This window comes from Paracoccus sp. Ld10, from assembly GCF_045064235.1.
In the GTDB taxonomy this organism is placed as follows: domain Bacteria; phylum Pseudomonadota; class Alphaproteobacteria; order Rhodobacterales; family Rhodobacteraceae; genus Paracoccus.
Map to the genome: position 1 here is coordinate 12,742 of NZ_JBISHD010000025.1, position 20,831 is coordinate 33,572.

Here is a 20,831-nt window from a genome sequence, read left to right on the forward strand (position 1 = left end):
AGCGACCCTTGCCTGCCCTGCCCGCGCGGCCCTAAGATCGCCACCGGGGGGACGGGTGATGCGCATTCTGCTGGTCGAGGACAACGCGGCACTGGCCGACGGGCTGGTGCAGCTGTTGGCCGGGGCCGGGCATGCGGTCGATCACGTCGACGATGGCGCCTCGGCCGAGGCGCTGATCGCGGCGGAACGGTTCGATCTGGTGATCCTGGACCTGAACCTGCCGCAGATGGACGGGCTGGAGGTGTTGCGCCGGATGCGCACCCGCCGCGACCCGGCGGCGGTGATGATCCTGACCGCCCGCGGCACCCCCGAGGAACGCGTCCGCGGTCTGGACCTGGGGGCCGACGACTATATGGTCAAGCCGTTCGAGATCACCGAATTCGAGGCCCGCGTCCGGTCCCTGCTGCGCCGTCAGGCGGGACTGCGCGCGGCCGAGGTGACGATCGGCGGCGTCATGCTGGACCTGACCGCCCGCCGTTTTCTGGCCGAAGGACAGCCGATGGACCTGCCCGCCCGCGAACACGCCCTGCTGGAACTGCTGTTCATGCGCGCCGGCAAGGTTGTCCCCAAGGAAACCATCATGCAATCCATGACCTCGCTGGACGACACGCTGTCGGACAATGCGATCGAACAATATGCCAGCCGCCTGCGCCGCAGGCTGGCCCCCCATGGGGTGCACCTGCGCACCGCGCGGGGCATCGGCTATTACATCGACAAGGGCGTCTGAACGCCGATGGGATCGCTGCGCCGCCGCCTGCTGGCCTGGCTGCTGGTGGCCACGGCGGCGTTGGGCACGCTGGCGCTGGCCGACACCTGGTCCGAGGCCGTATCCACCGCGCGCGCTGTGTCCGACCGCGTGCTGACCGGATCGGCGCTGGCCATCGCGGAACGGGTGACGGTGGGCGACGACGCTGACCTTCAGGCCGACATCCCCTATTCCGCGCTGGAGATGCTGACCTCGACCGCGCAGGACAGCGTGTTCTATCGCGTCGACGGGCCGGGCGGGTTCATGACCGGCTATGCCGACCTGCCGCTGGCGGAACCGGATGTGGACGGCGTGGGCTATGCCGATGCCGATTTCGCGGGCGCGCCGATCCGGGTCATCACCTTGGCGCGCACCGTGTCGACGGGCATCACATCGATCCCGTTCCGGGTGACGGTCGCGGAATCCAAGCTGGCGCGAAACCAGCTGTCGCAGGCGATCCTGCTGCGGTCGGCCGCACGTCTGGCGCTGATGATCTGCGGGGCGGCGGCGATCATCTGGATCGCGGTGCCACTGGCGCTGCGACCGCTGAACAGGCTGGGCGACGCGATCAGCGCGCGGGCGGCAGACGACCTGTCCCCCCTGCCCGCCGATGTCCCCCAAGAGGTCCAGGGCCTGGTCGAGGCGATGAATTCCTTCATGGTGCGACTGGACACAGCGCTGTCGGCGCTGCGCAATTTCACCGGCAATGCCAGCCATCAACTGCGCACGCCGCTGGCGGTGATCCGCACCCAGCTGACGCTGGCACAGCGCGCGGGCGATGCGCAGGCCGCGCAGTGCGCGGTGGCCAAGGGCGACGCGGCCCTGGCCGATGCCGAACGCATCCTGGCGCAATTGCTGCTGCTGGCGCGGGTCGATGCGGCGGCTGGCCATCCGATGGTCGCGCCGCTGGACGCCCACGCCCTGGCGCGCGACCTGACCGGCGATATGATTCCGCGCGCCGCCGGTGCCGGGATCGACCTGGGGTATGACGGACAGCCCGTCACCATCCGCGCCGAACCCGTCCTGCTGGCCGAGGCGCTGAAGAACCTGATCGACAACGCGCTGGCCTATGCCGGTCGCGGGGCAGTGGTCACGGTCCGCGTGGACCTGTGCGACGGCGTTGCGGTGATCGCGGTCGAGGATGACGGGCCAGGCATCGCCGCCCCGGCAATCGACCGGCTGATATCACGCTTTGCCCGCGGTGCATCGGCCGAGGCGCGACCCGCAGGCACCGGCCTGGGCCTGTCCATCGTGACCGAGATCGCACAGCTGTTCGGCGGCTCCCTGCGGCTGCGCGCGGGCGCGGACGGGCGCGGCCTGCGGGCCGAACTGCACCTGCCGGTCGCATGACGCACACCGCACGCAACACGTGACCGACATGTTCCATGCGCCGCCTCGGGACGGGGCCGTACTGTGTCGTCGCAATGGTCACCCGGCTGGATCTGGCCGTGTCGTGCGGGGTGGCGCTGATGACACCCCATGCGTACCGGTGTTTCCGGTCCAACGCGCGTGCGTCGGGGCGCGGAACGGGGCGGGCGAATGTGACGGCCTGTTTGTCGTCAGGGCGATGCCGGATGATGGGTATCGTCACGGTCGCCATGCGACCGGATCATCCATCGGACCTTGCCGCCTCTGGTCCGGGCGATGATCGCCATCGGTGTCACCGCACCTCATGCACAGTCGTGATTGGGCCAGCATCCGGCGACCATCACACCATGCGGAACGCTGATGCACCCGGCAACCCCATCCTGCAGCCGCCGCGCAGGTTACGGTTGCCGGTCGCAATGATCGTCATGGCCGCACCTGAACGGCAGACCCCGACGCCCGGTTTGTACCATCTGAACGGGTCTGCATCGGCCATTACCGTTGTGTCATCCACGGGGTGTATGAACCCATGCTGCAGGAGATTGTTGAATGAACACACGATCATGCCATCTGTCAGCATCCATATCGGGGTCGTCGAGCCGGTCGCGTGCCGGCGCACCATGGACAGGCCGTTAACCTTGACAGGCCGTGCAGCGCGGTGATGCTACTGCTCCCGACATGGGAACGCCGCCTGCACGGTTCGGGGTCAGGATGAACCCCGCCGCGTGTATCGTCCCGGAAAGGTCCGGGCCTCAAGGAGACATGACCGAATGAGCCCCCTGTGCAACCCTCCCCTGTGGCTGGCCCTGCCGGTGGCGGCGCTGGTGATGCCGGGGGCGGCCCCGATGTCAGGCATGGCCGCCGGGTCCCTGCAGCCCACGGCAGACAATGTCCGCGCCGATCCCGGGCGTGCCGCATGAGCCGGTTTCCCGACCACGAGCCCGGCCCGCGCCCCGCACCGCGCCCGCTGGTCACCGACCTGTCGGCGGCACGCTGGCTGTTGCTGGGCATCCTTGCGGCGTCGATCTATTTCTTTCACGGCTTCCTGATCCCGGTCCTGGCGGCGACGATCATCTGCGTGGCCAGCTGGCGCATCCGCGTCCGCATCGCACAGCGGACAGGGCCGACCTGGGCCGCGACGCTGCTGGTGGTGGCGATCCTGTGCATTCTGGTCGTGCCCCTGCTGATGGCGCTGACCTATGCCGCGGCGGAACTGCGGGTCTGGATCATGTGGGCGGGCAACGTGAACGCCACGGGCGAGGCAACGCCCGCCTGGATCGCCGACATCCCCCGCGTCGGCCCCTGGCTGGACCTGCAATGGAGCACCTATGTCGGCCAGCCAGGTGCGATCAGCCAGCTGGTTCAGGCGGTCACCGGGTCGAACATCTATTCCGTCTATCGCGGCATCCTGACGGCAGGATCGACCGCGTTCCAACTGGCACTGACCCTGCTGTTCACGCTGATCGCGCTGTTCGTGTTCTATCGCGACGGGGAACGCATCGTGGTCCAGCTGGACCGCGTGGGCGCGCGCATCCTGCCGGGACGCTGGTCGCACATGTCGCGCGTCGTTCCCGCCACGATCAGCGCCACCGTCACCGGCATGACCCTGATCGCCATTACCGAAGGGGTGATCCTGGGCACGGCCTATTGGCTGGCGGGGGTGCCTTCTCCGGTCTTTTTCGGGGTGGTGACAGGTTTCATGGCGTTGGTCCCCGGGGGGGCGCCGCTGTCGTTCACGCTGATCTCGGTCTATCTGGGGTTCAGCGGATCGCCGGTCGCGGGTGCGGCGTTGTTCGTCTGGGGCACCGTAGAGCTGTTCGTCGTCGACAAGACCATCCGCCCCATGCTGATCGGCGGGCCGGTCAAGCTGCCGTTTCTGGCGACGTTCTTTGGCCTGATCGGCGGGATCAAGACGATGGGGCTGGTGGGCCTGTTCGTGGGCCCGGTCCTGATGGCGCTGTTGATGTCGATCTGGCGCGAATGGCAGCGGGACGTGGCGCAGACCGCCCCGCCGCCGCCCGGCCCCGTTGACCCCTAGTCCTGCGCGCGCAGGACCCGTGCGGGACGCGCGGCCAGCGGGCGCCACGCGAACGCCAGACCCGCGACGACGGTGGCGATGATGCCCCCCGCCACGATCGGCAGCGCCGATCCCGCGTCGAACCGATAGGGCACGTCCATCACCCACCGGCTGACCGCCCATCCCGCCAGCCCGCCACCCAGCAACGCGACCAGACCCGCCGCGGCCCCCATCAGCACCGACCGCAACGCGAAACTGCCCAGGATCAGCGCGCGTGATGCGCCAAGCGTCTTGAGGACCGCGGCCTCATAGACGCGGGCGCGTTCACCCGCCGCGGCCGCCCCGATCAGCACGACAAAGCCCGTGACCAACGTGGCCCCCGCGGCCCATGCCACCGCCGCCGCAATGCCTGCCAACGCATCGGACGCGCGGGCGATCGCCTCGGCCACGGGAACGGCGGTGATGTTGGGAAAGCGGTTGCCCAGATCACGCAGGATCTGGGCCTCGGCCGCAGGGTCGGCATGGACGGTGGCGATATGGGTGTGCGGCGCGCCCGCCAGCGCGGCGGGGTTCAGCGCCATGACGAACCCGATCCCCGCATCGCTGAAATCGACCACGCGCAGGTTGGCGATGGTCGCAGTGATGTCGCGGCCCAGAATGTTGACGGTGACGGTGTCACCCAGGTCCAGGCCGATCTCTGTCGCGATTTCGTCGGACAGGCTGACCAGCGGGGGACCGGCGTAATCCTCGGGCCACCATTCGCCCCGCGTGATCCGCGTCCCCGGCGGCGGGGTCGCGGCATAGGTGATGCCACGGTCGCCGCGCAGCACCCAGTGGTCGCCCGCGACCTCCCGCGCCGGGCGGTCGTTCAGGCCGGTGACGATGCCGCGCAGCATCGGCGCGGTCTGGACGTCACCCACCAGCGGATCGTCCCGCAGGCGGGCCAGGAACGGGTCCAACTGGTCGGGCTGAATGTCCAGAAAGAAATAGCTGGGCGCGCGTTCGGGCAGTTCGGTTGCGATGGCCTGTCGCAGGTTCGACGACACCTGCCCCACCGCCGCCAGCACCGTCAGGCCCAGCCCCAGGGACAGGATCACCGACAACGCCTCGTTCCGCGGCCCACCGATGGCCGCCAGCGCCAGCCGCAGCGCGGGCCGCCCCCGTGCCACCCGCGCGCCGCCCCGCGCCGCGCGCCGCACCAGCGCCGCCGCCCCGGCCAGCACGACAAAGGCCGCCAGCACGCCCCCCGCCATGCCAAGCGTCAGCCCCCACAGCCCCGAAAACAGCGCCGCGGCCCCGACCAACGCGACCAGCGCCGCGGCGATCAGCACCAAAAACCGACGTTCGGGCCAGCCCCCGGATCCGTCCGCATCGCGAAACAGCGTCGCCGCACGGATGCGCCGGGTGCGCGCCAAAGGCCACAGCGCAAAGATGAACGCCGTCAGCACGCCATAGACCGCCGCCTGTGCCAACGGCCCCGGATAGACGCCAAAGACCGCAGGCACCGGCAGGCGCGCCGTCAACAGCGGCGCCAGCGCCAGCGGCACCAGCGCCCCCAGGATCAGCCCCGCCGCCACACCGAGCGCGGTGACCGCCCCGATCTGCAGCAGATAGACCTGAAAGATCGTGCGCCCCGACGCGCCGAATGTCTTGAGCACGGCGATGGTCTCGGTCTTGCGCGCCAGATGGGCCCGCACCGCCGCCGATACGCCCACCCCGCCCACGGCCAGCCCGGTCAGCCCGACCAGCACCAGGAATGCACCGATGCGGTCGACGAAACTGTCGATGCCCGGCGCGCCGCGGCGGCTGTCGCGCCAGCGCCCGCCGCTGTCGGGGAACGCCGCACGCCAGTCGGCCCGCAGCGCGTCCAGATCGGTCCCCGGCGGCAGCGCCAGACGATAGTTGCTGTCATAGAGCGTCCCCGCACCCAGCAGGTCGCTGTCCGCCAGCGCCGCGCGCAGGACCAGCGTCCGGGGGCCAAAGCCAAAGCTGGCCGCACCCGCGTCCGGTTCGGTGACCAGCCGCGCGGTCAGCACGAAATCCTGTGTCCCAAGGCGGAACACGTCGCCCGGCGCCAGCCCCAGCCTGTCGGCCAGCAGCGGCGCCATGACCCCGCCCGGCAGGCCCTGCGGCGTCGGCCCCAAGGCCTGGGACAGCGGCAGGGGCGGGTCCAGCACCGCCTGCCCCAGCAGGGGCCAGGCCGCGTCAACGCCCTTGACCTGGGTCAGCGCGCGCTCCGAGGTATCGCCCTGCCCGACCACGGCCATCGACCGGAAATCGACAATTTCCGAAACAGCGGTCGCGCGATCCTCCAGCCAGTCCCGTTCCTCTGCGGTGGCGAACCGATAGGTCAGCTGAACCTCGGCATCGCCGCCCAGCAGGATCGCGCCCTGCGACGTCAGCCCCGCCTGGATCGCCGCGCGCACCGACCCGACGGCAGCGATGGCCGCCACGCCCAGGGCCAGACAGGTCAGCAGCACCCAGAAACCCCGCCAGCCCCCGCGCAGATCGCGCCGCGCCAATCGAACCGCCAGCGCCAGGCTCATGCCGCGCCCTCGGTGGCCAACCGGCCATCGGCAAGACGGATCACCCTGTCACACCGCTGCGCCAGATCGGGGTCGTGTGTGACCAGCACCAGCGTCGCACCATGATCGGCGCGCAGCCCGAACAACAGGTCCATGATCGCCTGTCCCGTCGTCCCGTCCAGGTTGCCGGTGGGTTCGTCCGCCAGCAGGATCCCCGGGCGCGGCGCCGCAGCGCGGGCCAGCGCCACGCGCTGTTGTTCGCCGCCCGACAGCTGTGCGGGGTAATGGTCACATCGTGCGGCCAACCCCACCCGGTCCAGCTCGGCCGCGGCGCGGTCGAATGCGTCGGTCGCGCCCGCCAGTTCCAACGGCGTCGCGACATTTTCCAGCGCAGTCATCGTGGGGATCAGGTGGAAGGATTGGAACACCACCCCCATATGGGACAGACGAAAGCGCGCCAGCGCATCCTCGTCCAGCGCGGTCAGATCCTGGCCCATCGCCTGAACGAGGCCGCCCGTGGCGCGTTCCAGACCGCCCATCAGCATGAGGAGCGACGACTTGCCCGACCCCGAAGGACCCACCAGCCCGACCGTCTCTCCGCGTTCGACCTGCAGCGACAGCCCGCGCAGGATCGGCACCGGCCCGGCATTGCCCTGCAACGTCAGATGCGCATCGCGCAGGCGGATCACGGGGTCGGCCATCAGGGTCATCCTTGATCAGGGTCGTGGTTTGGCCGCACGATATGGTCGCCCCGCCCGCGATGGCAACCGCCTGACCGCCACGCTGGCGGCGCTGGCGGTCACGGTCGCGGCATCATGGGCAGCCCCTGCTGACGCAGAGACGCTGCGCCTGACCGCAATGGGCGACAGTCTGACGCAGGGATACGGCCTGCCGCAGGATCAGGGGTTCGTGCCGGTGCTGCAGGCGTGGCTGCAGGATCGGGGGCATGACGTGGCGGTGACGAATGCAGGCGTGTCGGGCGACACCACGGCGGGGGGTGCTGCGCGCATCGACTGGACGCTGGCGGACGCGCCCGACGCGATGATCGTGGCGCTTGGCGGAAACGACCTGCTGCGCGGGATCGACCCGGCCGCCAGCCGCGCGAACCTGTCGGCCATTCTGGACAAGACGCAGGCGGCGGGCGTGCCTGTCCTGTTGGCGGGCCTGCCCGCGCCGGGCAATTACGGCCCCGATTTCAAGCGCGATTTCGAGGCCATGTATGTGGACCTGGCCGCCGAATACGACGCCGTGCTGGTCCCCGATTTCCTGGGGCCGGTCGGCGAAAAGGCCGCCCAGGGTTTGTCCCTGAGCGACCTGATGCAGGACGACCGCATCCACCCCAACGCGCGCGGCGTCGAACAGATCGTGGAGGCGATCGGCCCCCGGGTCGAAGAGTTACTGACCCGCGCGGATCAGTAACGGCCGGCCATCTCGGGCAGGGACAGCGGGCGCAGCTTGTCGGCGTTTCCGGCGGTGCCGAAGGCCTCGAACCGGTCGCGGCAGACCTGGGCCATCATCGCCATCGCGGGCTTCAGATAGGCGCGCGGGTCGAATTCAGCGGGGTCCTGGGCCATCACGCGGCGGATCGCGGCGGTCATGGCCAGGCGATTGTCGGTGTCGATGTTCACCTTGCGCACGCCATGGCGAATGCCGCGCTGGATTTCCTCGACCGGGACGCCCCAGGTGGGGCGAATGTCGCCGCCATGCGCGTTGATGATCGCCTGCAGGTCCTCGGGGACCGAACTGGACCCGTGCATCACCAGGTGGGTGTTGGGCAGGCGGCGGTGAATCTCCTCGATCACGTGCATGGCCAGAATGTCGCCATCGGGCTTTCGGGTGAACTTGTAGGCGCCATGGCTGGTGCCCATCGCGATGGCCAGCGCGTCCACGCCGGTATCCTCGACGAACCGCACGGCCTCGTCGGGGTCGGTCAACAGCTGATCCTCGGACAGCTTGCCCTCGGCGCCGTGGCCGTCCTCGGCGTCGCCCATGCCGGTCTCAAGGCTGCCCAGCACGCCCAGCTCTCCCTCGACCGACACGCCGCAGGCATGGGCCATTTCGGTCACGCGGCGGGTAATGTCGGCATTATAGGCATAGTCGGCAGGCGTCTTGCCGTCCGATTTCAGCGACCCGTCCATCATCACCGACGTGAACCCGTTCTGGATCGCGGTCGCACAGGTCTCCAGCCCGTTGCCGTGGTCCAGATGCATGCAGATCGGAATGTCGGGATAGGCCCGCGCCAGACCCGCGATCAGACCAGCCAGCACCGCATCGTTGGCATAGGCGCGCGCGCCGCGGCTGGCCTGCAGGATCACCGGGCTGCGGGTGGCATGCGCCGCCTGCATGACCGACAGGCCCTGTTCCATGTTGTTGATGTTGAAGGCCGGCACGGCATAGCTGTGCTCGGCGGCGTGATCCAGCAGTTGTCGCAGGGTGATCATGGCCATGGGCGTTATCCTCTGAGGGCAATATGCAGCGCGTCGATCTCGTCGGACGCGCCAAAGAAAAGGGGTGTGAAATCGTGCAGGCCGCGTGGCGTGCGGTCCAAAATCGGGCCATGCCCGTCGGTCGCGCGGCCCCCCGCCTGTTCGATCAGAAAGGCGATGGGCACGCATTCATAGATCAGCCGCAACCGGCCATCGCCATATCCGGGCCGCGCATCGGCGGGGTACAAAAACGCGCCCCCCTTCAGCAGGATGCGGTGCAATTCGCCCACGGCGGCGGCCAGCCAGCGCATGTTGAAATCGCGGCCGCGCGGACCGTCGCAGCCCGCGCGCAGGTCGCGGGCCCAGCCCTGCAGCCCCGGCGCCCAGTGCCGCTCGTTCGACGCGTTATACGCGATGGTCGAAGCCTGGGGTTTCAACCGCAGATCCCGACGGCTGATGCGGAACGCATCGGCCTCTGCGTCCCAGGTCGCGACATGGACGCCCGCACCCGTGGACCAGCCGAAATCGACCGAATGGCCAAAGGACGCGTATCCCGCCGCGACAACCGCGCGGCCCGTGCGCGCGAACCCCTGCGGGTCGGCAGGCAGGATGCTGAACAGCATCCCCAGGGGCGCGCCGATGCCGATGCTGCCCGACCCGTCGATCGGGTCGATCGCCACGTCGAACGCCCCGTCGGGGTTCAGCGCGATGATGTCGTCGGCCTCTTCGGACAGGACCTGACGCACGCCCGCCGCGCGCAGGACGACGATCATGTGGTCATGCGCCGCGATGTCCAGCGCCTTTTGCTTGTCGCCGCTGTCGTTCGTGCCGACGACGGCCTCGGGGTCGCCATGCAGGCGGCCCGCCGCCAGACGCGCGGCCAGCGGTGGCAGCGCGCGGGCGATGGCCGCCACGATGGCCGACGCGCCGTCACGCGCCAGCAGGTCGTCCAGCAGCGGCCCGGTGGCGGGCCCGTCAGTCGGCAGGCGCAGCATCAGCGTTGCGCGTATTTGGCGCCGACGGCGTCGATCGCGTCGACATTGCCCGCCGATTTGCCGTTGCGGTCAAAGTTTTCCGTCTGTGCCAGCCAGGCATCGGCGATGGTCTTGGCGACCTCGGCCCCGATGACGCGGGCGCCCATGGTGATGATCTGCGCGTCGTTCGACAGCGCGGCGCGCTCGGCGGAATAGGTGTCATGCGTCAGCGCGGCGCGGATGCCCGGCACCTTGTTGGCGGCGATGCAGACGCCGATGCCCGTGCCGCAAACCAGAATGGCGCGGTCATAGGTGCCGTCCATCACCTGGCTTGCGACCCGGTCCGACAGGGTGGCATAGAACGCGTCGGGGCCGTCGTCCGTGCGGCTGATCTCCGATACATCGAACCGGTCCTTAAGGTGGTCGGCCAGCACCTTTGCCAGACCCTCACCCGCGCTGTCGCCCGCGATTGCCAGTTTCATGCGTTCTCTCCGATGGTTGCGGCGCAGCGCGCCAGAATGTCCAGATAGCCGGCCACGTCCCAGGCCGACCGCCCGATGAACAGCCCGTCGATATGCGGGCAGGCGATCAGTTCCGCGCAGTTGCCCGGATTGACCGACCCGCCGTAAAGGCAGGGCACACGACGCCCCAGCACGTCCCGGGCGACCGCGATGATTTCGGCCTGCCGCGCGTCGGCATAGTCCGACGTCGCGGGAATGCCGTTCGCACCGATGGCCCAGACCGGCTCATAGGCCAGCAGGATCGTCGCGTCGGACCCGGCCACGGGTTCCAGCGCGGCGCGGACCTGCGCCTCCAGCACCTGCGACGCACGACCCGCCTCGCGTTCGGCCAGCGTCTCTCCGATGCAGATCAGCGGGATCAGGCCGTGGCGGACGGCGGCGGCGGTCTTGAGGCCAACCGTCGCGTCGGTTTCGCCGAAATGTTCGCGGCGTTCGCTGTGACCCAGTTCGACGATGTCCAGCCCGCAATCGGTCAGCATCGCGGGGCTGATTTCCCCCGTCCAGGCGCCCGCGTCGTCCCAATGCATGTTCTGTGCGCCGACCTTGACGTCGGTGCCCGACAGCGCGTCCGCCACCTGACGGCAGGCGGTGAATGGCGGGATCACGAAGCGCTGGATGCCCGCCGGGGCCGGTGTGCCGCGCAACCCGTCCGCGAATGTCATCGCCTGGGCCAGGGTCTTGTTCATCTTCCAGCTGGTGCCGATCCAGAATTGGGTCATGCGGGGTCCTTTGCAATGGTCAGCGCGATGCCCGCGCGGTCGATCGCGGCGCGATCTTCGGGTGCAGGGGGCGCGTCGGTGATGATGGCATCGAATTCGGTCAGATCGGCCAGCGCGTGCAGCGCGCTGCGGCCGAACCGGGCGTGGTTGACCATCAGCACGCTGCGTTCAGCGGCCGCCATCATCGCACGTTTGGCCCGGACCGCGTTGTCGTCCATGTGGAACGCCCTGAGCCCCGCCACCGCCGGGGTCGAGATGAACGCCAGATCGGCATGCAGCCCGGCCAGCGCGCTTTCCGTGACCATGCCGAAAAAGCCGTTGAACTTGGCGCTGTAGATGCCGCCAAGCGCGATCAGGGTCACGCGCGGGGCGTCCTTCAGCCGTTCGATCACGGCGGCGTTGTTGGTGATGACCGACAGGGGCGCGCATTCCGTCAGGCTGGCGCCCAGCAGCGCGGCCATCGACCCGTCATTGACCATCACGGTCATGCCCGGCTCTATCAGGGCGCGGGCGGCCTGGGCCATGCGGACCTTGGCGTCGCTGTCCTGCATGGCGCGGATGCGGAAATCGCTTTCGAACTGGGTTCCGGCCTCGATCGTGGCGCCGCCGCGCACCTTGCGCAGCAGGCCGGCCTGTTCAAGGTCGTCCAGATCGCGGTGGATGGTCATGCGACTGACCGCGAAACGCAGCGCCAGATCGTCCAGGTCCACGGCCCGTGCCGCGACCAGCAGATCCATGATCTCCTGCCTGCGCTCGTCCCGTTTCACCCAGACCCTCCTTTGGCTTGCCGGTTTCATAACACGATCGCCGAACATGACAACACCCATGATGTGACTTTGTGATTTTCGTTGTGATATTAGGGGGCCCGCGCTATGCAGGGCGCAACAGGAGGACCCCATGCCCTTAGACACCCCCAAAGACCCCGCCATCGCCGTCAAGGCCGATCTGGACCCGCAGAACTTTGCCCTTGCGAACTGCATCCGCGCGCTGACCATCGACGCTGTTAACGCCGCCAATTCCGGCCATCCCGGCGCGCCGATGGGCATGGCGGACGCCGCCACCGTGCTGTTTCGCAACCACCTGAAATTCGACGCCGCGAACCCCGACTGGCCTGACCGCGACCGGTTCGTGCTGTCGAACGGCCATGCGTCGATGCTGCTCTACAGCCTGCTGCACCTGACCGGGTATCAGGACATGACGCTGGAGCAGATCCGCAATTTCCGCCAATGGGGCTCCATCACTGCGGGCCACCCGGAATACGGCCACGCCAAGGGCATCGAGACCACGACCGGCCCCCTGGGCCAGGGTCTGGCCACCGCCGTCGGCATGGCATTGGCGGAACGCGCGCTGGCGGGCGAGTTCGGCGACGATCTGGTCGATCACCGCACATGGGTCATGCTGGGCGACGGCTGTCTGCAGGAGGGCATCGGCCAGGAGGCCATCAGCCTGGCGGGCCATCTGGGCCTGGGCAAGCTGATCGTGCTGTACGACGACAACAGCATCACCATCGACGGCCCGACCTCGGTCAGTTTCTCCGAGGATGTACCGGCGCGCCTGGCCGCCTGCGGCTGGCATGTCCAGACCTGCGACGGCCATGACGGGCGCGCGCTGGACGCCGCGATGGAGGCCGCCAAGGCCGAGACCGGCAAACCCTCCCTGATCGCGATGAAGACGATCATCGGGTTCGGATCGCCCAACCGCGCCGGCAGCTATTCCGTGCACGGATCGCCCCTGGGCGCGGACGAGGGCGCGCTGACCCGCGAGGCCCTGGGATGGACGCACGACGCGTTTGTGATCCCTGACGATCTGGCCACCGAATGGCGCCAGATCGGCGCGCGCGGGGCCAATGACCGCACCGCATGGGAGGCCCGCATGGCCGCATCGGCCAAAGGCGCCGCCCTGACGCAGCGCCTGTCAGGCGATCTGCCCGAGGGCTATGACGCAGCCGTCACCGCCGCCCGCGACGCCCTGTTCGCCGCGCCGAAAAAGGCCGCGACCCGCAAGGCCAGCCAGATGGCGCTGGAGGCGCTGGCCGGGGCCGTGCCTGCGATGATCGGTGGTTCGGCCGACCTGACCGGATCGAACCTGACCCGCGTCGCGGCCGTCGACACGCAATACACCCGCGACGCGCCCGGCCGTTACATCGGCTATGGCGTGCGCGAATTCGGCATGGCCGCCGCGATGAACGGGCTGAACGTCCATGGCGGGGTGATCGCCTATGGCGGGACGTTCCTGGTGTTTTCCGACTATGCCCGCAACGCGATCCGCCTGTCGGCGCTGATGGGGGTCGGCACGATCTATGTCATGACCCATGACAGCATCGGGCTGGGCGAAGATGGCCCGACGCACCAGCCGGTCGAACATCTGGCATCGCTGCGCGCCATCCCCGGCCTGACCGTCCTGCGCCCCGCCGACACGGTCGAGACGCTGGAGGCCTGGGACATTGCGATCCGCAATCGCAACGTGCCGTCTCTGTTGGCGCTGTCCCGCCAGGACGTCCCGCAGCTGCGGACCGAGGCCGGGTCCGAGAACCTGACCGCCAAGGGTGCCTATGTGATCCGCCAGTTCGGCGAGGGCCGCGACGTGACCCTGATCGCCACCGGCACCGAGGTCGCAATCGCCGTCACCGCCGCCGAGGCGATGGCCGCCGAGGGCATGGCCGTGGCCGTGGTATCGATGCCCAGCTGGGAGCTGTTCGAGGCGCAATCCGCCGATTACCGCGCTCAGGTCCTGGGCACCGCGCCCCGCATCGCGGTCGAGGCCGCGGGCAAATTCGGCTGGACCCGCTATGTCGCGTCCGAGGACGACGTGATCGGCATGACCGGTTTCGGCGCGTCGGCCCCCATCGACCGCCTGTACCAGGAGTTCGGCATCACGCCCGAAGCGATCATCGCGCGCGCCAAGCTGGTGACCGGCCACTGATCCAAAGGCCAAGGCCGCAAGCGGCCTTGCCATGATGCACCCCACGCGCGCAAAGCGCGCGCGCGGGGCCCAGCGGCAGCGACCGGGTCGGGGTTTCCCCGACCCGTCCCCGTTGCGGTCACCCAGCCATCAGGTCGCGCGCCGTCGCCTCGTCGGTGATCAGCCCGGACAATCGCCCGCTGTTCAGGACCGCGCGGATGGCGGCGATCTTTTCCGCCCCGCCGGCGATGACCACGATGCGCTGACCCTGCCCGCGGGCCAGATCGACCGACAGCGTCCGCGCGCTCAGCGTCGTCTTCAGAACCCGGCCCTCGGCGTCAAAGAAATACCCCATCATCTCTCCGACGCCGCCAGCGGCGTTGATCTCGGCGATCTCGCGTGGTTCGATCATGCCGGACGCGACCAGCTGCGCACCCGCGTCTGCGGTACCCATCCCTACCAGGGTCAGCGTGGCGCTGTTCGACAGATCGAAAATGTCGCGCACGCCGGGCTGGGACAGCAGCACGGCCCGGTCACCTTCGGAATTGGCAAAGAACGGCACCGGCATGACAAAGGCCTGCGCCCCGGTCTTCTCGGCCAGCGCGTGCATCACGTCATGGGGGTTGGCCGCATAGTTGCGCGTCAGACCGCCCAGAACCGACACGAACCGTACCGCCCGCGCATCGAACCGCGGCATCTGTCGGACTGCCGCCGCCAATGTCCGGCCATGACCCAGACCGATGACCCGGTGTTCGCCCCGCTCTATCTGTCGGCGCAGAAATCCAGCGCCCGCAAGCCCCAGGGCACGCAGGGGCATACCGTCCTCGGCCAGATCGGGGGCCACCTCGCAATGATCCAGCCCATAGCGCGTGCAAAGCTGGTCCTCCAACATGGCGCATTCAACGATCTCTCCGTCGATGGTGACCTTGACGACACCATCGGACACGGCACGGGCGATCAGGCGGTGCGCCTTGACGCCGGGCACGCCCAGCCGCTTGGCGACCGCCGCCTGCGTCAGTCCGCCTGCGTAATGCAACCACGCCGCGCGGATTGCCAGGCTCTGTTCCGGATCGGCATGGCCCCGACCTGCCATCAGGCTGCCGCCCGCATCAGGGTGTCCAGCTCATCGACCGACAGTGCCGCAGGGTTGGCCTTCATCGACGAAGACCCCGCCGCCGCCTGCGCCGCCGCACCGCGCGCCGCCGCATCGATGCCCAACCCGTCCAGCCCCGACAGCCCCGCATCGCGCGACCAAATTGCCAGCATCCGCCCGGCATCGACGACCGATGCATCGGCCTGCCCGAACGCCGTGCCGATCCACCGGCCGACCTGATCCAGCCGGGCCGCCAGCGTGGCGTCCGTGACCGCCTGCCGGTTGGCGACCAGCACATGCGGCAACAGCGTGCCGCAGATCGCGCCATGGGCCGCCCCGGTCAGGCCGCCCAACGGCCCCGCCAGCCCGTGCACCGCCCCCAGCCCCGCATTGGCCAGCGCCAGCCCGCCGCACAGGCTGACCCAAGCCATGTGGTCGCGCGCTTGCGGATCGTCGGCCTGCATCAGGCGGATCAGCGCCGCCAGCCCGCGCGGGATCGCATCCCGGCACAACGCGTCGGTCAACGGGTTCGCGCGGGTGCAGACATACGGCTCGATCACCTGCGTGATCGCATCCAGCCCCGATGCCAGCGTCACGCCCCGCGGACAGCCGTCGGTCAGCGCCGGGTCGACGATCGCAAGCGTGGGCAGCATTCGCGCATCGCGCAGGCTGACCTTACGGCGCGCCTCGGGGACGCCGATGACGGCATTGCGCGTGACCTCGGCCCCGGTGCCGGCGGTGGTCGGAATGGCGACAAAGGGCAAGGGCGGATGATCCAGCGGCAGGCCCTGCCCCACGACCTCAAGGTGATCCAGCATCGGGCGCGTCGCGGGGATCAGCGCGGCGATGGCCTTGCCCGCGTCGATCACCGCCCCGCCGCCCATCGCGACGATTACCTGCGCATTCGCACCTGCGTCCAGCCCCAGTGTGATCAGCGCCATGTCAGGCTCTCGGGGAACGGCAAAGGTGGCGACCGAACAGCCCATGTCGGCCAGCGCGCGCGCCAGTGATGCGCTGCGGGCGGGGTCGCGACCGTGGACCAGCAGCACCCGCCGCCCCAGGGCTGCCACCCGCGCGGCGGCCTGCGCCGCCTGCCCCCGGCCAAACAGGATCTCGGTCGCGGTGGCAAAGGCAAAGGGCTGGGGCATCTGGGGGTCCTGTCGCTGATGGGTCAGATATTCAGCCGGTCGGCTCCGGTGTCGATATGCGGTGCCCAGAATGCGATGCTTTCGGCGATCTGGGCGATGACCTGCCGATCGTTGGGTTCGCGTTCCTTGAACGACAGCTCCAAGCAGATCTCGTTGTCGACGGCGCCGCCCTGCAACAGCGCGGCCAGCAGGGGTTCGGGCTGCACCCGCCCGCGCGCGTTGAATTCGGCGGTAAAGGGGCGGTGACCGCCCTTATCCATCAGCGACTGCTTGATGTGGATGATCGGGCTGACGCGCGGCACGGCGCGGGCCCAGGCATAGGGGTCCAGATCGTCGGGATCGGGGCTGGTGACGTCGCCATGATCGATGTCGGCCATCATCCACATGGGCACCGCCATGTCGGCCGCCGACAGCCGATCCTGCAGCGCCATCGCAATGGGAATCGTCTCTCCGAACTCACGCCCCACGCTCATGGGTTCCCAGAAGACGTAATCCAGACCGGCGGCCTTGGCGTGGTCCGCGACCTCGGCCCAGGCATCGATGGCGATGCGGATCAGATCCTCGCGCCGGGTCGGATCGTCATAGTCGCGATAGGTGAATATCGCGAACTGCGTGCCCACCGACCGCCCGCCCAGATCAGCGGTGATGTCGGCGAATGTCTTGAACCAGTCGATATAGTATCGCCGCACGTCCGCATTGGGATGACCGAAATGGTTCAGCCGCCCGTAAGGCCCGGTCATGCCGCTGGTGACGCGCACCCCGGTGCGGTCCAGCGCCGCGCCCATCTGCCGCGTCAGGCGGCGGATCACCGGCGCGGGCCAGGATGGGTTGATGAATTCATGCGTCAGCTGCAGATCGCGGATGCGAAGATCGCGCGCGACCGTGTCGATCAGGTCGTCCGGATCGGCAAAGCGATTGACCAGCGGATTGGTGTTCAGCGACAAGGTCAACATCACGCGATCTCCGGCGCCAGCGTTTCGCCGAACCACGCGGCAAATGCTGCCTGCTGATCGGCGGTCAGGTGCAGGTAATGCTTGGTTCGCCGGGTCAGGATGTCCTGGGGCGTGCGCGCCCATTCCTTGGACACCAGATACCGCGCCTCGGCCTCGTACAACTGTCCGCCGAAATGGCGACCCAGACCGGGCAGGCTCATGGCGCCCGCCACGACGTTTTTGGTCCGCGCGCCGTACAAACGGCCATAGTGCCGGACCAGCGCGCGGGGCATCCAGGGGTGCAGTTCACGCTGCAGGTTGGCAAAGCTTTCGAAATCGGCATTCGCGATCTCTCCGCCCGGCAGGGGCGCTGTTTCGGTCCAGTCGGGGCCCATCGCCGGAAAGATGTCCGCCAGCCGGTGCATGCCGCGTTCGGCCAGTTCGCGGAACGTGGTGATCTTGCCGCCGAACACGTTCAGCAGCGGCGCGCCCCCGGTCTGGTCCAAATCGAAAACATAATCCCGCGTGACCGCCGATGGGTTGCCCTGCCCGTCGTCGAACAGCGGACGCACCCCAGAAAAACTGTGGATCACGTCGGACCGGCGCAGCTTTTCCTTGAAATAGCGGTTCACGGCGGTCAGCAGATAATCGATCTCTGACTCGTCGGCGCTCACATCCTCGGCGCGACCGTCATAGGCGATGTCGGTCGTCCCGATCAGCGCCATGTCGCCTTCGTAGGGGTTGATGAAGATCACGCGCTTGTCGTGGTTCTGCACCAGATAGGCGTTGGTCCCCGCCCACCATTTCGGCACGATGATGTGGCTGCCCTTGACCAGCCGCACGTTGCGGGCCGAATTCGATCCCGCCACGCGGGTGATGATATCGCTGACCCAAGGACCGGCGCAGTTGACCAGACAGCGGGCATGGAAATGCCGTTCGTCCCCGGTGACGGTGTCGCGGGTGGTGACGGCCCAGACGTCGCCTTCGCGGCGCGCCGACACACAGGCGGTGCGGGTCAGGACGGTCGCGCCATGCTCTGCCGCATCGACCGCGTTCAGCACCACCAGCCGCGCATCGTCCACCCAGCAGTCGCTGTATTCGAACCCCTTGTGGTACTTGTCCAGCAGGGGTGCCCCCTCGGGGTCGCGGCGCAGGTCCAGCGTGCGCGTCCCCGGCAGTTTCTTGCGCCCGCCCAGATGGTCGTACAGGAACAGCCCCAGCCGGACCAGCCAGGCGGGACGGTCGTCGGGGCTGTGCGGCAACACGAAACGCATCGGCCAGATGATGTGCGGGGCCGCGGCCATCAGCACCTCTCGTTCGATCAGCGCCTCTCGGACCAGACGGAATTCGTAATATTCCAGATAGCGCAGCCCGCCATGAACCAGCTTGCCCGACCGGGACGACGTGCCCTGCGCCAGGTCGTCCTTTTCGCACAGCACGACCGACAGGCCCCGCCCCGCGGCATCGCGCGCGACGCCCGCGCCGTTGATACCGCCGCCGATCACGAACAGATCGATCGTCTCAAGGCCTTGGGTCATCCTACTCTCCTGTCGTGGTGCGGGCCCGGGCCAATGCGGCCCAGACGGGCGGCAGGGCGGCGCGGGTCGCGGCAAAGGCGGGGAACAGCCGCGCATAGGTCGCGGCCAGATGGGGGTCGGGCGCCTCGGGCGCGCGCAGCAGAGGCGTGACCCATTCGGCGATGCAGGCATCCATGTCGGGATAGGCGCCGATGGCCACGGCGGCCATCATCGCGGCGCCCGCGGCCCCGGCCTCGTCGCGGTCGGACACGCGCACGGGCGCGTCCAGGGCAGCCGACAGGATGCGGCGCAGGGCGGGTGACCGCGCCGCCCCCCCGGTCAGGCGCAGTTCGGACGGCAGCGGCCCCATCGCGGCGTAACAGTCGCGCATGGCGAGGCCCAACCCTTCGGCCACGGCGCGGACCAGATCGGGATAGCGATGTCCCGCCGACAGCCCGGTGAACCCCGCCCGCGCGCCTGCATCGACGAACGGCCCGCGTTCGCCAGCGTCAGAAATATAGGGGTGGTACAAAATTTGCCCCGGTTCCGCCTGCCCCAGCCAGCCGTCCAGCCGCGCGACCAGGTCGCGATGCGTCACCGGCTGGCCCATGTCCGACAGGATGCCCGCGGCCAGACCCAGCACCCAATCCAGGTTCAGCGTCGCCGCCATGTTGGTCTGGACCTGCGTGACCACGCCCGGCACCGGCAGGCAGATGACGTAACCCGTGCCCTGATCGTTCAGGTGCACTCGGTCGGCGGTCACCGCGCGCAGATGCACCCCGGTCGACCCGACGGTGGAACAGGCGACGTCCCCTGCCCCGCCCAATACCCCCGCGCCCAGCGCGGTCATCACCATGTCGACATAGCCCAGCGATACCGGCGTTCCCGCCAACAGCCCCGTGGCGCGTGCGGCATCCGCGGTCAGCGGATGGGTCACCTGCGTGCCGTCCACGATGGGGGGCAACAGCCCGCGCCGATGCGTCAGGCCCAACGCGTCGATGACCATGTCGTCATAGGCGCGGGTGCGGAAATTGCCAAAGGTAAAGCTGGCCTCGGACGGGTCGGTCGCGCGGATGCCCGTCAGGTTCAGGTATAACCAGTCCTTGCAGTGCAGCGCGACCTGGGCACGGTCCAGCAGATCGGGGTGATGCGCGTCCATATGCGCCATCTGCGCGCCCTGCTGACAGGTGTTCAGGCCGGTGCCCGTCGCCTCGAACCGGGCGCGGTTCTGGCCCAGCCGGTCGACGGTCGGCGCGGCGCGCGCGTCCAGCCACAACCAGGCATCACCCACCGGGCCGTCATTGCCGACCAGCCACGTGCCGTCGCCCTGCCCCGTGACCGCCACCCCCGCCGTGCGTGCCGCAAGATCGGGAATATGATCGGCCAGCCCGCGCAGGGCCGCCGCGCAATCGTCCCAGGTCCGGGCCATGTCCTGTGTCGCGGCCCCCTGCGCCCCGGTCGCATAGCGGTTGGGAACCGCCGCCGCGCCTAGTTGACGTCCCGACAGGCTGAACCCGACCGCCTTGATGACCGAGGTCCCGGCATCGATTCCGATCAGCACGTCGCGCTGCCTGTCCGTCATGTCGCCTCCATCCCTTGGCCCCGGCTTATATCACGATCACTGCTCATGAAACGTATTTTTTTACGGACACAGCAATTTATTTCATCTAGGGTGATGAGGTTCGTGTCCGAAAGGATGCGCGGATTCGCCGCGATTGCCGGCCCGCGCCACGCGAACAGACCGGAGGGGAGGCCGGACCGAAATGAGGACCTTTGTCAGCACGGGCTTGCTTTCCGAATGCGGCCGCAGCACACAGACCGCCAGCGTGGCAACACCTGTGCGGTACGCACGATGTCACGGCCAAAGCGGTCAACTGATGGTTTCCGCGACAACCAGACATGCGCCCGCCCGCCCCGTGTTCCAGCCAGAGGCAGACAGATGACTGAC

At 68.7% G+C, this 20,831-nt stretch carries 19 protein-coding genes; 6 read left to right on the top strand and 13 right to left on the bottom strand.

Annotated features, from left to right (window positions below; genetic code table 11):
• Positions 1-58: 58 nt before the first annotated feature.
• Positions 59-727, top strand: a complete 669-nt coding sequence (locus ACJJVR_RS08060) for a response regulator (protein ID WP_405403647.1) — start codon at positions 59-61, stop codon at positions 725-727.
• 6 nt (positions 728-733) lie between these two features.
• Positions 734-2,095: a sensor histidine kinase gene (locus tag ACJJVR_RS08065; protein ID WP_405403649.1), complete on the top strand. Its 1,362-nt coding sequence runs from the start codon at positions 734-736 to the stop codon at positions 2,093-2,095.
• A 358-nt stretch (positions 2,096-2,453) separates the two neighbouring features.
• Here the strand turns inward: ACJJVR_RS08065 and ACJJVR_RS08070 are convergent, their stop codons facing one another.
• Positions 2,454-2,690, bottom strand: a complete 237-nt coding sequence (locus ACJJVR_RS08070) for a hypothetical protein (RefSeq protein ID WP_405403650.1) — start codon at positions 2,688-2,690, stop codon at positions 2,454-2,456.
• Between the two features lie 190 nt (positions 2,691-2,880).
• Here ACJJVR_RS08070 and ACJJVR_RS08075 point away from each other — a divergent pair, with 190 nt between their 5' ends.
• Complete coding sequence (locus ACJJVR_RS08075; RefSeq protein WP_405403651.1) at positions 2,881-3,030, top strand: hypothetical protein; 150 nt, start codon at positions 2,881-2,883, stop codon at positions 3,028-3,030.
• On the top strand, positions 3,027-4,148 hold the full coding sequence (locus ACJJVR_RS08080; protein WP_405403653.1) for an AI-2E family transporter: 1,122 nt from the start codon (positions 3,027-3,029) through the stop codon (positions 4,146-4,148). Before ACJJVR_RS08075 ends, ACJJVR_RS08080 begins: the two co-directional genes overlap by 4 nt.
• Here ACJJVR_RS08080 and ACJJVR_RS08085 read toward each other — a convergent pair.
• Positions 4,145-6,673: an ABC transporter permease gene (locus tag ACJJVR_RS08085; protein WP_405403654.1), complete on the bottom strand. Its 2,529-nt coding sequence runs from the start codon at positions 6,671-6,673 to the stop codon at positions 4,145-4,147. The genes ACJJVR_RS08080 and ACJJVR_RS08085 overlap by 4 nt on opposite strands.
• Complete coding sequence (locus ACJJVR_RS08090) at positions 6,670-7,353, bottom strand: ABC transporter ATP-binding protein (protein WP_405403656.1); 684 nt, start codon at positions 7,351-7,353, stop codon at positions 6,670-6,672. The genes ACJJVR_RS08085 and ACJJVR_RS08090 overlap by 4 nt, the downstream gene beginning before the upstream one ends.
• A 28-nt stretch (positions 7,354-7,381) precedes the next feature.
• Between ACJJVR_RS08090 and ACJJVR_RS08095 the strand changes: the two genes are divergently transcribed.
• Positions 7,382-8,071 carry an arylesterase gene (locus ACJJVR_RS08095; protein ID WP_405403657.1) on the top strand — a complete coding sequence of 230 codons (690 nt, stop codon included), beginning with the start codon at positions 7,382-7,384 and terminating at the stop codon, positions 8,069-8,071.
• Here ACJJVR_RS08095 and fba read toward each other — a convergent pair.
• From fba to ACJJVR_RS08120, 5 genes are read right to left on the bottom strand one after another with little or no spacing between them, the layout of a single operon-like run.
• A complete protein-coding gene (fba, locus tag ACJJVR_RS08100) occupies positions 8,065-9,099 on the bottom strand; it encodes a class II fructose-bisphosphate aldolase (RefSeq protein WP_405403659.1) in 1,035 nt (344 codons plus the stop codon). The genes ACJJVR_RS08095 and fba overlap by 7 nt on opposite strands.
• A 5-nt stretch (positions 9,100-9,104) precedes the next feature.
• Positions 9,105-10,073 carry a class 1 fructose-1,6-bisphosphatase gene (locus ACJJVR_RS08105; RefSeq protein WP_405403660.1) on the bottom strand — a complete coding sequence of 323 codons (969 nt, stop codon included), beginning with the start codon at positions 10,071-10,073 and terminating at the stop codon, positions 9,105-9,107.
• A complete protein-coding gene (locus ACJJVR_RS08110) occupies positions 10,073-10,534 on the bottom strand; it encodes an RpiB/LacA/LacB family sugar-phosphate isomerase (protein WP_405403661.1) in 462 nt (153 codons plus the stop codon). Before ACJJVR_RS08110 ends, ACJJVR_RS08105 begins: the two co-directional genes overlap by 1 nt.
• Complete coding sequence (locus ACJJVR_RS08115; protein ID WP_405403662.1) at positions 10,531-11,292, bottom strand: triose-phosphate isomerase; 762 nt, start codon at positions 11,290-11,292, stop codon at positions 10,531-10,533. The genes ACJJVR_RS08110 and ACJJVR_RS08115 overlap by 4 nt, the downstream gene beginning before the upstream one ends.
• Positions 11,289-12,059, bottom strand: coding sequence for a DeoR/GlpR family DNA-binding transcription regulator (locus ACJJVR_RS08120; RefSeq protein ID WP_405403664.1), 771 nt, complete (start codon positions 12,057-12,059; stop codon positions 11,289-11,291). Before ACJJVR_RS08120 ends, ACJJVR_RS08115 begins: the two co-directional genes overlap by 4 nt.
• A gap of 130 nt (positions 12,060-12,189) precedes the next feature.
• Between ACJJVR_RS08120 and tkt the strand changes: the two genes are divergently transcribed.
• Entirely contained in the window at positions 12,190-14,214 is a 2,025-nt protein-coding gene (gene tkt, locus ACJJVR_RS08125; protein ID WP_405403665.1) for a transketolase, read from the top strand.
• A 118-nt stretch (positions 14,215-14,332) separates the two neighbouring features.
• On the opposite strand, the gene ACJJVR_RS08130 is transcribed toward tkt, so the two are convergent.
• From ACJJVR_RS08130 to ACJJVR_RS08150, 5 genes are read right to left on the bottom strand one after another with little or no spacing between them, the layout of a single operon-like run.
• A complete protein-coding gene (locus ACJJVR_RS08130) occupies positions 14,333-15,286 on the bottom strand; it encodes a sugar-binding transcriptional regulator (protein ID WP_405403667.1) in 954 nt (317 codons plus the stop codon).
• Positions 15,286-16,434, bottom strand: a complete 1,149-nt coding sequence (locus tag ACJJVR_RS08135; protein ID WP_405403668.1) for an iron-containing alcohol dehydrogenase — start codon at positions 16,432-16,434, stop codon at positions 15,286-15,288. The genes ACJJVR_RS08130 and ACJJVR_RS08135 overlap by 1 nt, the downstream gene beginning before the upstream one ends.
• Positions 16,435-16,457: 23 nt before the next feature.
• Positions 16,458-17,390: a TIM barrel protein gene (locus ACJJVR_RS08140; RefSeq protein ID WP_405403669.1), complete on the bottom strand. Its 933-nt coding sequence runs from the start codon at positions 17,388-17,390 to the stop codon at positions 16,458-16,460.
• The gene (locus ACJJVR_RS08145) at positions 17,387-18,904 is read right to left on the bottom strand and encodes a glycerol-3-phosphate dehydrogenase (RefSeq protein ID WP_405403671.1); all 1,518 of its coding nucleotides are present in this window, start codon (positions 18,902-18,904) and stop codon (positions 17,387-17,389) included. The genes ACJJVR_RS08140 and ACJJVR_RS08145 overlap by 4 nt, the downstream gene beginning before the upstream one ends.
• Position 18,905: 1 nt before the next feature.
• On the bottom strand, positions 18,906-20,465 hold the full coding sequence (locus ACJJVR_RS08150; protein WP_405403672.1) for an FGGY-family carbohydrate kinase: 1,560 nt from the start codon (positions 20,463-20,465) through the stop codon (positions 18,906-18,908).
• Positions 20,466-20,831: the final 366 nt, after the last annotated feature.

Coding starts and splice junctions, on each gene's coding strand:
- ACJJVR_RS08070 (WP_405403650.1), bottom strand. CDS start 2,690: ATGCTGACAGATGGCATGATCGTGTGTTCATTCAACAATCTCCTGCAG.
- ACJJVR_RS08135 (WP_405403668.1), bottom strand. CDS start 16,434: ATGCCCCAGCCCTTTGCCTTTGCCACCGCGACCGAGATCCTGTTTGGC.
- ACJJVR_RS08080 (WP_405403653.1), top strand. CDS start 3,027: ATGAGCCGGTTTCCCGACCACGAGCCCGGCCCGCGCCCCGCACCGCGC.
- fba (WP_405403659.1), bottom strand. CDS start 9,099: ATGGCCATGATCACCCTGCGACAACTGCTGGATCACGCCGCCGAGCAC.
- ACJJVR_RS08110 (WP_405403661.1), bottom strand. CDS start 10,534: ATGAAACTGGCAATCGCGGGCGACAGCGCGGGTGAGGGTCTGGCAAAG.
- ACJJVR_RS08060 (WP_405403647.1), top strand. CDS start 59: ATGCGCATTCTGCTGGTCGAGGACAACGCGGCACTGGCCGACGGGCTG.
- ACJJVR_RS08065 (WP_405403649.1), top strand. CDS start 734: ATGGGATCGCTGCGCCGCCGCCTGCTGGCCTGGCTGCTGGTGGCCACG.
- ACJJVR_RS08105 (WP_405403660.1), bottom strand. CDS start 10,073: ATGCTGCGCCTGCCGACTGACGGGCCCGCCACCGGGCCGCTGCTGGAC.
- ACJJVR_RS08150 (WP_405403672.1), bottom strand. CDS start 20,465: ATGACGGACAGGCAGCGCGACGTGCTGATCGGAATCGATGCCGGGACC.
- ACJJVR_RS08090 (WP_405403656.1), bottom strand. CDS start 7,353: ATGGCCGACCCCGTGATCCGCCTGCGCGATGCGCATCTGACGTTGCAG.
- ACJJVR_RS08075 (WP_405403651.1), top strand. CDS start 2,881: ATGAGCCCCCTGTGCAACCCTCCCCTGTGGCTGGCCCTGCCGGTGGCG.
- ACJJVR_RS08145 (WP_405403671.1), bottom strand. CDS start 18,904: ATGACCCAAGGCCTTGAGACGATCGATCTGTTCGTGATCGGCGGCGGT.
- ACJJVR_RS08085 (WP_405403654.1), bottom strand. CDS start 6,673: ATGAGCCTGGCGCTGGCGGTTCGATTGGCGCGGCGCGATCTGCGCGGG.
- tkt (WP_405403665.1), top strand. CDS start 12,190: ATGCCCTTAGACACCCCCAAAGACCCCGCCATCGCCGTCAAGGCCGAT.
- ACJJVR_RS08115 (WP_405403662.1), bottom strand. CDS start 11,292: ATGACCCAATTCTGGATCGGCACCAGCTGGAAGATGAACAAGACCCTG.
- ACJJVR_RS08130 (WP_405403667.1), bottom strand. CDS start 15,286: ATGGCAGGTCGGGGCCATGCCGATCCGGAACAGAGCCTGGCAATCCGC.